Raw genomic sequence first — 13,004 nt, 5'->3', positions numbered from 1 at the left:
AACCGCCGCAGCGAAGCTGCGGAGGCCCCAAAAATTACTCAAAAATATTGTACTTAATCATGAGTACGACATTCTGATCAATTTTGCGTTTATAAGAGTGCTCATCCATCAGTTTGCGGACCAAATGGATCCCCAAGCCACCAATTTCGCGCTCTTCAATCGACTTGCTCAAGTCAGGCGGCGTTTTTTGGAAGGGGTTAAAGGGCAGGCCACGATCCGAAATTTCGAGTAATAGCTTGCCGGCTTGCAACTCTATTTTAATGTCGATGAGTTGGAGGCGATCCTCATCCTCAAAGCCATACTTAATAATATTAGATAATAGTTCATCGAGGACAATATTGACCTTGAGCATAACCGGCATAGGAATGCGATGCTCATGAGCAAACTCCTCAAAGATAATCATGGCTCGTTGGACCTCAGAAATTTCGTTCTTGATACAGAACTCCTTATCGTAGGTGGCCACGGCTTGGCCTTTGCCTAAGAAGCTCAGGGCGATAGCCGTAATATCATCAAACTGCTCTCGTTCCCCCTTGAAAATTTGGGTAGCTTGAACAATGCGTTCTACGGTAGGCTGGGCCTGTTCATCGGGATATTGTTTGAGCAATTGTTGTAGGCGCTCGTCCGAAAACAGCTCATTTGCCTCATTATGGGCCTCTGTAATTCCGTCGGTATAGGCAAAAACCAGATCATCGGTTTTGAGTTCTATAGTAGACTCTCGATAGACGAGGCCCTCCATAGCGGCCAAAACGGGGCCATGTAATTTGCTCAGGCGTTCGAGTTCGCCATCGGCTCGGCGGATATAAGTGGGGTTGTGTCCCGCATTAGAATAAGTAAACTGCCCAGTTTGCACATCGAGAATGCCCATAAAGAGCGTCACGAACATCGACTTGGGGTTATCCTTAGCCATTTCGGTATTCACATAAGTGAGAATACTAGCCGTAGATTGCTCTGTACTTGCTCTTGATTTGAGCAGTGTTTTACAGACCGCCATCATGAGGGCGGCAGGAACGCCTTTACCAGAAACGTCTCCGACCACAATAGCGAGGTGGCGATCATCGAGGAAATAAAAATCGTAGAAATCGCCTCCTACTTCTCGGGCGGGGATGAGTTGGGCGAAGACCTCAATTTCATCTTTATTGGGAAAAGCGGGAAAGCTAAGCGGCAGCATACTAAGTTGGATATCGCGGGCTACATTCAGCTCGTTTTCCATCCGTGCTTTGGCCAAAGTAGCCTTACGGAGATTTTCTGAAGACTCGAGTAATTCTTGGGCCAGCTCCTCCTTTGTTTTTAGGTCTAGGATATTAGAGGCGGCGCGGAACTTCCCTTCAAAATCTTCTCTGAGGCGAAAATGCTTGATTAGCAAGAGCTCGCTACTATTATTGGTGGGTTGGATTTCGTCAAAGAAAGCAGCCAAGAGGCGTTCTTCCTTAGCCGATCTTTGCACCTGAACGCTGAGTGTAATTTTTTCTCCATCGCCTTTGAGCTGCACCTCTACCTCTTGGGGGTAGGGCAATTTGCGCAAATAGGAAGAGATAGAATTACTTAGGGTAGTGACTGTAATGGCGTCTACAGTCAGCAACTCTGCCACACTAAAGACTTTATGTCTGAAGTGGTAAATATCTTCTATGGCTTGTATTCGAATATGGCTAGTGTGCAAGAACATAAGCAGGTTATTTCAGGAGGTTAAGGTAGACTATAGAGAGATCATCATAGCTACGTCCATAGTTTTCGATAATATCTGATAAGAGTTCGGGCGTTCCTCTGAGGGGCCAACTCTTACGGTAAAGGGGGCGTCCTTTAATACCATCCGAATACATCATCAGGGCATATCCTGGCAACAATTGATGCTCAGTGATTTGGAACTGCCGGGCTCTTTGGCCCAGCACGCCATCCTTAGACACCAGCAATTGTTCTTGTTGGTGTTCGAGAATTCGGACCACGACATTGCCCAGTCCGATATACTCTAAGCGACCATCTTCATGCAGGCGGCAAACCGCTAGGGCTGCGCCTCGGCTTGCTTCAAAGTGGCGGTGAGCCTTTTGGAGCAATTCGTCTAGCGGAAGATAGTGATATTTTTTCAGATAGGCTTTAAGCTTATCTGACATTTCTGCGGCTTTTGGGCCATGGCCAAGGCTATCAATCAGGGCCAAGAAGATAGAACTTTCTTCTCTGTGGACCAGTACTGCATCTCCACAGCACTGCTCTCCTCGGCAATTTCGCCAAGAATAGTGTAACTGGAAGTATTCGTCCTCATATCGTCTGACCCAACTCATGATTTATAAATTACGATGCTCACCTCGGTTCCCTTACCAAACTCGCTTTTGATGTTAAATTCATCCATCATTCGGCGAACGCCAGGAAGGCCAAGGCCTAGGGTTCCGGAAGTACTAAAACTATCTTGTAGTGCGGCCTCAATATCTTCAATTCCGGGTCCTTGATCTATGGCCACCACCCTTACGCCTAGGCGGGGATAGTTGATCTTTTCTATATTAAAATAGCCTTCTTTAGCATACTTTAAAATATTATAGCCCAATTCAGACACAGAAGTACTCAGCTTAGCTACTGCAATAGTAGGAAAGCCTAGATCCTTAAGCAAATTGCTTGTTTTATGGATCGTGAGATGTAGGTCCATCTCTGTACGAATATGTTGTCTAAAAACAAGTTCCATTATAACTTAGATAAGTATTCTAGGGCCAATTTAAGATCTGCCTCTACGGCTAGGGCATCAAAAGAAATGTCTAGACCGACAATAGTGGCGGTTAGACCGGGAGAGAGTCCACAAAGCACAGGGACCAGACCTACAATTTTGAGCGTTCGCATCAGTTGCAGCAGACTTTCTAGTTCTTCTGCATCGATGAGCTCCAAACCAGAGAGATCAAAAGCTACCCCCTTGTAGTTTTGGCCTTGGATCTGATTAAAAAGGCGATCTTTTAAGGCGTTCAAGGCAGGAGCTGTTAGCTCATACTGAATAGGAACAATCAATTTGTCCTCTGAGCGCTGTACAGGTATTCTATGGAGTTGTTCCATCTATTTTTTAATTTGTCGAAGTTCTAAGCCAGTCAGTTTATAGGCTTCATTTAAAGCGGCCCGCATAGTGCCCTCCGTGATAATTTCATCAATTTGCACCCCTAGCTCTACAATAGTTTGGGCCACTGCAGGCGAGATGCCTGAGATAATACAATCGCAGCCCATCAGGCGAGAAGCTTTAGTCATTTTAATGAGGTGGTTGGCTACAGCGGTATCCACTACAGCAATTCCACTAATATCTAAGATAAAAACTTTAGCGGCCGTTTGCCCCACCTTATCGAGCATACTGCTCATCAGCTCCTGAGCACGTTTAGAATCAATAATTCCCACTAAAGGCAATAATAAAATATGCTCGGCGATTTGGGCTACAGGGGTAGACATTTCTCGCAAAGCTTCATTTTGCTCCTCTAGGCGCTCCTTCATGATTCTGTTGTAGGTATCTACAACAATATAGACATCTAAAGACACCCGTCGGTGATAGGCAGTAGACAAAGCTACGGTCTCTACCCTCAAAGCATTAAATTCGTCTTCAAAGAGTTTATTGAGTATCATGACGGCATCATAATACATATCTAAAGGCAGGCCGATGCGGGCATGTACCTCTCCGATGCGTACTCGCTTATGCAAATAAGCATCATCTAGGTCATCTTCCCAGAAAGAGCGCCAGTGCTCTATTTGCAGCTGCTTGACCTTAGCGATATAGTCTTCAGAGTGAAAGTAATCCTTAAACTTTGGAAACTGATACATATGCTCATACAGCTCATCAATGATAACTGGCAAGCGGTCTAACATCTGTTTAGAAACAGTTTGCAAAAGTGCTAACTGATCATCTTGGATAAAGAAGCGGCTTTTAAGATTAGAGGAGGTCAGTGACATTTTAGTAGAATTTATTCTTGGGGCTCATGGGGAAGGAGTTAGGGGCTCCTACTTATTCTCCCTTAAGCGAATGCCGCCATAGCTGCATCTAGGTCAGGTTGCACATCCATGATGCTGCTAAATCCCGACATATCAAGAATTTCGGTAACGACCTCATTGGCATTACAAATTTTAAGAGAGCCACCTAGGCCCAACATTTTTTTGGCTGTGGCCAAAAATACACGTAGTCCCGCACTACTCACAAATTTGGTTTGGTCCAAATTGAAGATGACTTTGCTATGTGCATTGATATGCTTATTGATTTCGGCCTCGGCAAAGCTAGCGGTTCCTGTATCTAGGCTGCCCTCAAAGCTAAGGACCAAAATGTCATTTTTTGTGGTTACGTGAACTTGCATAATTTCTATTATCTATTAAACGAATGTACGGTTATCTTTTCTTTAAATTATTGCCCCCCAATCAACTATCCAACAAACCCAAACGATCGGCAAAGTGCCAAAGCTCTGCTCTGCTCTTCAGGCCCAGCTTTTTGCGCAATTGCTTGAGCTGAGTTTTTATGGTAGCTTCTTTACGGGCCGAAAATTCAGCAATTTCTTTTGCCGTCTTTCCTTCTACCCAATATAATAACAATTCTCTTTCTCTTGCACTTAATTGAGCATATTTATCTGTATCGACCTGCTTGGCCAGCTCTTGCTCGAGCATTTCTTTAGAAAACTGATAGGCTCCTAAGGGGCCAAACTGTATAGCTCGGATAGACAACTGCCCTGTATCGGCCTGATAATGGGCCAAATCTACCTGCCAGTTTCCCTCGGTTTTGCGCTGACACAACTGCCAGTGATGTCCCCCCTCTTCTTGATTGAATATGGGCTGGCAGCCTCCTCCCCAGGGGCCTTCCTGGGCTCCAGTTTGCAAGCGACAAAGCAGCGATTGCTGTCCACAAACAAGGGGAGCAAATAGGCAATAATTAACGGGCTCTTTTTCTTGCATTAGCCTGCTATTTTAGGGTAAATCTCAAAAGCTTGTATAAAGCGCATATACTCATGAAAACTGCTAAAAGGCAGCTTGGCCCGCAAGTTACTAAGATGTTGCTTAACCGTTTCGCTAGAGCAACTGAGTAGGCTTGCCGTTTGCTGCATGCTTTTGCCCTGCCCCCAATGCGCTAGGACCTCTAGCTCTCTAGGCGATAGGCGCCGATAATGCTCATAGTACCGCAGCTGCAAACTGCTAATTCGGAGCTGTCGTTTTAGCCGCTGGCTCCAAATGCCCGCCTCATTGACAGGGACACTGAGCGAAAACACCCAGTTCCCATCCTGCGAGGGCTGATGAGAGGCCAAGCGCAGCTGATACTCTTTGGTCCAAACCGAACGCAGTTTGACCAATAACTGATAAGGATTTAATTCCTTTTTCCAGTCTCGCCAACGCTGCAGCCGAAGATAATGCGCCAAGCTGCTCGGCTCTACAAAACTAAGAAAACGCTCTCGGCCAAAGCTGACTAAATCTTCTTCCTCGGCTACTCCATAAAATTGCCTAAAACTTTCATTGACATAGGCAAAATCAAAGCGGCGAGCATGCATAACCGCCACCGATAAAGGGCCAGGCATCCCATCAAAATAATGACTTAGGCGCTCTAAGTCTCTGCTTAAGCTCCAGGTTTGCAACTCTAATAAAAGTTGTTGCTCTTTATCTGTATGTTGTTTGATGTTCATATTTTGGTCTTTGCGCTTTAAAATAGGTCTTTATTTATTTTTTTTAGTAAAAACACCCCCCTTTTGGGGGATTTATTTTGATTTTCTCTCCAAAGAAATGCTCCTCTCTTCGACGACCAAAGGGAGGAGCAGCTTGCAGGGCGCAAAGCGCCCGCAGGCCTAGCGATGTGGAGGGGTGGCCGAAGGCCAGACCGAGCCAGCTTGCTGGCGATGGGCCGAGCAGAGCTGCGAGCCCCGAAACGTAGCGCCGACGAGCGAAGCGAGGCGGAGGCCCCAAAAACCACTAGACAATCTTCAATAAAGCCGCAATACAGCGGTCTATTTCTTCTTTTGTATTTTCATAGGAAAAAGAAAGGCGCAAACTGCGTAATTCATCGGGCACCCCCAGCGCCGACAAGACCCGAGAGCCCTTGAGTGCGCCCGAGCTACAAGCCGAGCCACCAGAGGCGCTAATGCCCGCCAAATCGAGCTTGAAGAGTAGCATATCGGTGGGGAGCTCGCTCTGAAAATTGACCGAAAGCACCTTATAGTGACTCTCTCCCTGCCAGTCGCCATTGAAGGACAGCCGCTCTCCAAAATGAGTTTGCAGCTGCTCGATGAGGTAGCTTTTTAGGTCCGAAATATGCGCCCGATGCTCCGACATTTCGGCTAAGGCCAAATCAACAGCTTTGGCAAAGCCCACAATGCCCGCCACATTCTCGGTGCCCGAACGCAGCTGCCGCTCTTGGCCACCGCCAACAATCAGGGCCGGAATATGAATGCCCTGGCGAATGTATAAAAAGCCTACGCCTTTGGGCCCATGCAACTTATGCGCAGAACCCGACATAAAATGGATGGGTGCCATTTGCTTGACATCTATGGGGTAATAACCCAGGGTCTGCACCGTGTCGGTATGAAAATAGGCGCCAAACTCTTGGCAAAGAGCAGCAATAGCGGCAATGTCGTTGAGGGTGCCCAACTCGTTGTTGGAGTGCATAAGGCTGACCAGCACCTTGCCCTCGGCCTTGGCCAAAAGAGTCCGCAATTGGCCCAAATCGGCCCGACCAAACTGATCGATCGCTAAATCAATGCTCTTGACCCCAGCATCCTGCATCTGTCCAACAGAATTGCGTACGCAAGCATGCTCAATTTCGGTAGAAATGATGGTCTTGACGCCCAAGGCCGCTACCGCCCCCTTGATCGCCGTATTGTTGGCCTCCGAACCACCAGAAGTAAAAAATAACTCCGAAGGCTTGGCCCCAATGGCCCGAGCAATATTGCGGCGAGATTTCTCTACAGCCGCCCTAGCCGCCCGTCCCTCGGCATGAATAGATGATGGATTGCCATATTGCTGACGCAAAAAAGGGAGCATAGCCGTAAGGACCTCCTCCCGAAGGGCCGTCGTTGCCGCATTGTCAAAATAAATTCGTTGCATAAGATGTTGTTGTTTGCTGTATAAATGATAAGTTCGCCCCAAAGGCTAACTCAACAATAAGAAAGGTTGCGCATCCCTAAAGAATGTGCAACCTTTTATTTTCTCTCAAAGAACTGTTAAAACCATCTGCTAAATAGCAAAAAGCCTCCAATTAAGCCATGATGATCTCGCGAACATCAGACTTGATTTTATTTGCCAAGTTTTGAGCCGTTACAGAAGAAGCACTCTCCGTATAAATGCGAATGATCGGCTCTGTATTCGACTTTCTAAGATGGATCCAGTTCTCATCAATGAAGATCTTGAGCCCATCAATTGTATTCTTAGGATAGTTGACATACTTTTTCTCTAAAGCAGCTAGCAGTTGGTCTATGTCAATTTGTGGCGTCAACTGAATTTTATCCTTAATGATGACATAATTGGGATAATCTGAACGCAAAACCGAAGCCCGCTTATCTGTGCTCGCCAAAAATGACAAAAAGAGCGCAATACCTACCATGGCGTCTCGACCATAGTGCAAGGCCGGATAAATGATTCCGCCATTGCCCTCTCCTCCAATAATCGCCTCTACTTCTTTCATCATCTGCACCACATTGACCTCTCCAACAGCAGAAGCCGTATACTTGCCCCCATGCTTTTTAGTCAGTTCGGCCAAAGCTTGAGTAGAAGATAGGTTCGAGACGGTGTTCCCGCCCCCTTCTTGGCCCAAAATATAATCGGCTACCGCCACTAGGGTGTACTCCTCGCCAAAGGGCTCTCCATCTTCACAGATCAAAGCTAAACGATCAACATCAGGGTCTACCGCAATACCCAAATCTGCTTTTTGCTTGAGCACCTCGGCCGATAAGGCAGAAAGGTTCTCTGGCAAAGGCTCTGGATTATGCGCAAAACGCCCCGTAACCTCATCGTTAATCGCAATCACCTCGCAACCCAACTGCTCCAATAAAGGCACCATAGAAATAGCGCCCGTAGAGTTGATGCAATCAATGACTACCTTATATTTTTTCTCCTTAGTCAATTCTGAACGAACCAACTTGAGCTGCATAATCAAATCAATGTGCTTCTGAATATAGCCCACTTTCTTGCGGCAAGTCCCCAACTGGTCCACCTGCGCATACTCCACTTCTCCAGAAGAAATTAAACGCAAAATCTCACTGCCATCTCTAGCCGAAATAAACTCGCCCCGATGATTCACAAACTTTAAGGCATTCCACTCCTTCGGATTGTGACTGGCCGTCAAAATAATCCCGCCATCAGCCTCTTCTTGCATAACCGCTACCTCTACCGTAGGCGTAGTCGACAAACCAAGGGTATAAACATTTACCCCCATCATCCGCAAAGTCGCCGAAACCAACTGCTCGATCAACTCTCCAGATACTCTCGCATCTCTTCCCAATACTACCGCAGGCGCATCTTTGCCCGTCTCTTGCTTAATCCAATAGGCATAAGCCGCCGTACTCTCTACCAAATCTTGAGCGGTGAGGTTCTCTCCTACTGCACCCCCAATTGTTCCCCGAGTTCCCGAAATTGATTTTAATAGTGCCAAAAGCTCTAGCGTTTACGTTTAAATTAAAAATGTCTCCCTAATACCTCATACTCAATGAAATCCTAGAAGTTCTCCCCCATCTCAAAGCCCTTTCCCTAAAGAACGCTTTCAAATTTTGCCCAAAAATAGTTTTTTTATTTATCATTGTACAGTGATCCGATTCAAAACTCCCCTTTTTCTTTGCTTCTTCCAAATCATCCTACTATGCGGCCTACTTTTTTCCTGCTCCTCGCCCTCTCGCTCCTCCTAATCAATTGCCAAAAAGAAACGGAATCCTTCCCCGATTTCGAGCTTAGCTATTTCCCCACCGATAGCGGACATTATGTGATCTATCAGGTAGATAGCATTTATTATAATGATTTTGACCGGACTATCGACACGGTTTCTCTACTCATTAAGGAGGAAGTCGGCGGCCAAGAAACCGATAACCGCAACCAAAGCTACCAACGCCTCAACCGATATTATAAAAGAGATAGCTCCCCCTGGCAACTGGCCGAGGTCTGGGCCATCCAAATTGAAGGAAGCTTTGCCTACCGCATAGAAAATAATCAACGCTATATCAACCTGAGCTTCCCCCTAAAAATGAACCGCCAATGGGATGGCATTCCCTATATCCGCAGAGATACCGTGATTAGTATCCCCGGCGGCAGTATCGATATTTATAAGGATTGGGACGCCTTCGAGATTATTGAACTAGATGGCAGCTATACCTATAATGGCCAAAGCTTCGACTCCGTACTGACGGTCCTGCAAGTCGATAAAATCAATAATATTGAACGCCGCTATAGCCTAGAACGATATGCCAAAAATTATGGCCTCATCTATAAAGAACAACTGATCTTAGATACCCAATGCAACGGAAATATCGCCAATTGTATCGGCATCCCCTGGGAACAAAAAGCAGAAAAAGGATATATCCTCAATATGACTTTCCTCGCTTCTAATTAACAAAGCAATGGCCCATCTCTCTCCGCAGAAGATGGGCCATTCTTATTCTTTTATGTGCTATTTGGGGCCTCCGCCTCGCTACGCTCGTCGGCGCTACGCTTCAGGGCTCGCTATTCGCTCGGCCCTTCGCCAGCAAGCTGGCTCGGTCTGGCCTAACGGCCACCCCTCCACATCGCTAGGCCTGCGGGCGCTTCGCGCCCTGCTAGACCAGGCTCGCTGCGCTCGCCAAACTGGACCAATAGACTAGGCCGCCTTTTCTTTCCGCCGACGAAATAAGCCCATCGGGATAGATAGAGCCAGCAGCCCCCCCAAAGCATAGGGCCAGTAATCTGCCCAACGCCCCTTTTTGGCCAAGGGAATCGGACGAGGGTCGCCCAATTGTATAAAGGCCGCCCAATAGGCCGGATGCGCCAAACTAGGCTCCCCAATCCCATTCAAATAATCTAGTTTGGCCAAACGCAATGCCATGGGCTTGTTCGCCCCCTCTTGCAAATGACTGTAAAAACGCTGCATAATATAGGCCGTGCTCTGGTCATTCACCTGCCACAAACTAGCCACAATAGAAGAACTGCCCGCAAACTGAAAGGCCCGAGCCAAAGATAATAAACCCTCTCCCGACTGATATTCTCCCGTCCCAGTCTCACAGGCAGAAAGGACCAATAGATTACTATTAACCTGCAAACGCCCCAACTCCCAGGCCTCCAAAAAGTTGTCTTCTGTACTATCTGCCGTTTCCGTAAATACTAATGAAGATAGAAAGGGCTGCCGCTTCTCTAAGACGCCATGTAGGGCCAAATGCAATAAGCCATAGCCCTCCTGCTGATGCCGCTTGAAGTTGAGCTCACTAGCCTCCTGCTCATACAAAAACCGCCCATCAAATAAGGCTTCTAGATAGGCCACTTCTTTTTGGGCCGCTGGCAAAGGCCCCAATACAGAACGACGGTTTTCTAGTAAAGGACTTCGCAAGGCCTGAGCTTTTTCTCCCCCAGCAGCATAGCTGCCCGCAAAGGCCAATACTTTATTATAGGGATATAAAGGGCGCCGACTCTGCTCCAAATACAGTTTAGCCGAAGATTGATAACTAACTTCCCAATCTTTGATTAGGTAGGGTATCTCAGCATAAGGCGTAGAAAGCGCTACCTCCCGACTCAATAAGGCCTCAAAGGGCAAATAACTCATCGGCCCATCTAAAACTAGGGTTAAACGCTGCCCCTTTTGCTCGGCCAATATGGGCCAAAGTAGTTGCTCACTCACCGAAAGGGCTAGCTTTAGGTAGCGCTCTCGACTCCCCTCTGCATCATTTAATAGCGAAGTAAAGGCCTGCATTTCTTTTTGTAGGGCCAAGCAGTCCTCGGCCAAGCCTTCTTGCTCCAACTCATAGAGCTGTAGCTTTTCCGAACTGAGCGCAAAGGCATACAGCCCCTCTTCAGACCAGAAATAGGCCAGTAGTAATTCCTCTTTGGCCAATTGCTGCTGTAAGGCCCCTACATCCAATGCCGCTGTCTCTAATTGCTGGGCAAAGTAGTCGGAAAACTGCTGCTTGACGGTCTTCTCAAAGGCCGTAATAGCCAACTCCTGCTGCGCAATCTGCGCATCCAAAGCCTGCTTTTCTGAAGACTCCAAGCTGCGGGCCCGCTGCTGCTTAAGGGCCATAAACTCCTCTTCTAGGGCCGCCCTTTGGTCCAAAATGCTGTCGGGCAATTGTAGGCCCCAAGCCCCCAACTGCTGCTCTTCCTGAAATAAAACCGCCTTTTGCTCTTCCGCCAACTGAAACAAACTAGCCGCTGGCTGCTTGCGCAATAACTGCAACTGAAACTGCCGATTGAGCAAACGCTGCCCCAAACTTAAGGTCCGCTGCTTATCCCCCTCATGCCGAAGCTCCTGACGGATTTTGCGGTTGTAGTCTAAGGCCAAACCAAGGTAAAGGGCCGCAGAGTCTAAACCATTTTCCAACTGCCCATTATCTCTATACAGCTGACTCAAAGCCTCTAGACTTTGAACAAAAAATGCAGGATGCCAATAATCGGCCTCTAGTAACTCTTCTGGCGCTAGCCAATTTTCATTTTTTGCATTGGCCTGAATAACCTCCCAAAATCCCTCTTTAGCCAGCTCATAATCCTCATTATAGTAGTGTAATCGGGCTATAGAATATTGATTTTGTAGTAAACCAAGTTGATTCTTGGCCATTTTTCCTTTCCTCAGGGCTAGGGCTTCTTGCATATATTGCATGGCCTTTTTTCGCTTCCCCATTTTAAAGTAGGCCACAGCAGTATTGTTTAGACTGACGGCATACTCTAGAGAGGGACCAACTACTTTTTTTTCTTCCCGAAGCAACTCCTCATAATTGGCAACAGCAGCCTCTATTTCACCTAAGCTGCTCAGAATCGCCCCATAATTAGCCTTTAGCTCAAAGTACAAACTATGCTGCTTACCCAAACTAGCAGAAATAATGGCGAGGGCCTTTTCTTCATTTTCCTTGGCCAACTTTAACTGTCCATCTAAGGCCTGTACCCCAGCCAAAAAATCAAGGTCCATAGCATAGTAATAATGTTCTTTGCCATAAAAAGCCTCATCAATAGCCATTACTTGAGCATGAAAAGATAAGGCCTTACTTAAGGCCCCCATATCTTTATATAGTTGCGCCAAATTATTAAGGAAGGTGCTTTCGCTTTCCTCATCGAGTAAACTATCGGCCTGCAAAAGCGCTAAGCCTTCTAAAAAGTAGTGCTCTGCATCGCTTAAAGCATCATTTTGATAAGCTATGGCCCCCAACAAATTGTAAATTTTACTTTTATCCTCTTTACTTTCTAGCTGAAGTAAGCTTTGTTCTAAGGCCTTTTTAGCCCGTTTGTAGTCACCACTATAATAAAGGTAGCAAGCCCAGGTATAATAAAATTTAGCGTAGTAAGGGTCTGTTTTAGGACATTCCGCCAAGGCCGTAGAAAGTAGCGATTTGGCCATATCCCACTGTTCCTGCTCTATAGCATAATAGGCTAAACTGTTTTGCCAGTAGTATTTTTCTTTTCCTGCTTGGGCTCGATCAATCATCTGCTCTAAGTAAAATATAGTGAGCTTAGCAGGAGCTTTGGCTTCTAAAAACTGATACACACTATCCGCATAGCTGTCGTAATTGGGGGCACTGCTGGCCAGACTTAGATAGCGATCTACTATAGGCGATAACTCTTCTTCGCTTTCTAGTAGTTCTTCATAGATCTGTTGGGGAGAGTTTTGGGCCTGCCCCAAAAAAGGAAGGCAAAACAAGAGGAGGGGAACTAGGGCTTTCATCTGTTTTCTTTGTTCTGTTTTCAAAATACTAGGCCTTAACTTAGCCGCCTAGGGCTGGGCATAAAAGGCCCGAAGGGCCGTCGGCTGAGGGGCTGTAGCAGGGCCGCCGAAGGCGGCAGACCAAAGCCCGCAGGGCTGCAGGGCCGAGCAGAGCTGCGAGCTGCGCAATGGCCCGACCCAAGGCCGCAGGCCGCAGGGGCAGCCCCAA

Annotated in this window: 12 protein-coding genes; 1 reads left to right on the top strand and 11 read right to left on the bottom strand. The window is 46.9% G+C overall.

What is annotated here, in order from left to right; all coding sequences use genetic code 11:
- Positions 1-34: 34 nt before the first annotated feature.
- From OP864_RS12885 to glmM, 10 genes are all read right to left on the bottom strand, one after another.
- Positions 35-1,663 carry an ATP-binding SpoIIE family protein phosphatase gene (locus tag OP864_RS12885; protein ID WP_015693538.1) on the bottom strand — a complete coding sequence of 543 codons (1,629 nt, stop codon included), beginning with the start codon at positions 1,661-1,663 and terminating at the stop codon, positions 35-37.
- A gap of 7 nt (positions 1,664-1,670) precedes the next feature.
- A complete protein-coding gene (locus tag OP864_RS12880) occupies positions 1,671-2,273 on the bottom strand; it encodes a SpoIIE family protein phosphatase (RefSeq protein ID WP_270098571.1) in 603 nt (200 codons plus the stop codon).
- A complete protein-coding gene (locus OP864_RS12875) occupies positions 2,270-2,668 on the bottom strand; it encodes an anti-sigma regulatory factor (RefSeq protein ID WP_270098570.1) in 399 nt (132 codons plus the stop codon). The genes OP864_RS12880 and OP864_RS12875 overlap by 4 nt, the downstream gene beginning before the upstream one ends.
- Positions 2,668-3,027: an STAS domain-containing protein gene (locus OP864_RS12870; protein WP_002657047.1), complete on the bottom strand. Its 360-nt coding sequence runs from the start codon at positions 3,025-3,027 to the stop codon at positions 2,668-2,670. The genes OP864_RS12875 and OP864_RS12870 overlap by 1 nt, the downstream gene beginning before the upstream one ends.
- Entirely contained in the window at positions 3,028-3,903 is an 876-nt protein-coding gene (locus OP864_RS12865; RefSeq protein WP_270098569.1) for a protoglobin domain-containing protein, read from the bottom strand.
- A 62-nt stretch (positions 3,904-3,965) separates the two neighbouring features.
- A complete protein-coding gene (locus OP864_RS12860) occupies positions 3,966-4,298 on the bottom strand; it encodes an STAS domain-containing protein (RefSeq protein ID WP_041329686.1) in 333 nt (110 codons plus the stop codon).
- Between the two features lie 61 nt (positions 4,299-4,359).
- Positions 4,360-4,887, bottom strand: a complete 528-nt coding sequence (locus OP864_RS12855; protein ID WP_270098568.1) for a helix-turn-helix transcriptional regulator — start codon at positions 4,885-4,887, stop codon at positions 4,360-4,362.
- Positions 4,887-5,606 (bottom strand): helix-turn-helix transcriptional regulator, encoded by a 720-nt coding sequence (locus OP864_RS12850; RefSeq protein WP_270098567.1) that lies wholly within the window; start codon positions 5,604-5,606, stop codon positions 4,887-4,889. The genes OP864_RS12855 and OP864_RS12850 overlap by 1 nt, the downstream gene beginning before the upstream one ends.
- Before the next feature lie 283 nt (positions 5,607-5,889).
- The gene (locus OP864_RS12845) at positions 5,890-7,020 is read right to left on the bottom strand and encodes a cysteine desulfurase family protein (RefSeq protein WP_270098566.1); all 1,131 of its coding nucleotides are present in this window, start codon (positions 7,018-7,020) and stop codon (positions 5,890-5,892) included.
- A 151-nt stretch (positions 7,021-7,171) separates the two neighbouring features.
- The gene (glmM, locus tag OP864_RS12840) at positions 7,172-8,563 is read right to left on the bottom strand and encodes a phosphoglucosamine mutase (protein ID WP_270098565.1); all 1,392 of its coding nucleotides are present in this window, start codon (positions 8,561-8,563) and stop codon (positions 7,172-7,174) included.
- A 204-nt stretch (positions 8,564-8,767) separates the two neighbouring features.
- Between glmM and OP864_RS12835 the strand changes: the two genes are divergently transcribed.
- Positions 8,768-9,511 carry a hypothetical protein gene (locus OP864_RS12835; RefSeq protein ID WP_270098564.1) on the top strand — a complete coding sequence of 248 codons (744 nt, stop codon included), beginning with the start codon at positions 8,768-8,770 and terminating at the stop codon, positions 9,509-9,511.
- A 243-nt stretch (positions 9,512-9,754) separates the two neighbouring features.
- On the opposite strand, the gene OP864_RS12830 is transcribed toward OP864_RS12835, so the two are convergent.
- Entirely contained in the window at positions 9,755-12,796 is a 3,042-nt protein-coding gene (locus tag OP864_RS12830) for a CHAT domain-containing protein (RefSeq protein WP_270098563.1), read from the bottom strand.
- Between the last annotated feature and the right edge of the window lie 208 nt (positions 12,797-13,004).

The sequence above is a fragment of the Saprospira grandis genome, from assembly GCF_027594745.1.
Taxonomy (GTDB): Bacteria; Bacteroidota; Bacteroidia; order Chitinophagales; family Saprospiraceae; genus Saprospira; species Saprospira grandis.
This window is presented reverse-complemented; position numbering and strand designations above follow the sequence as displayed.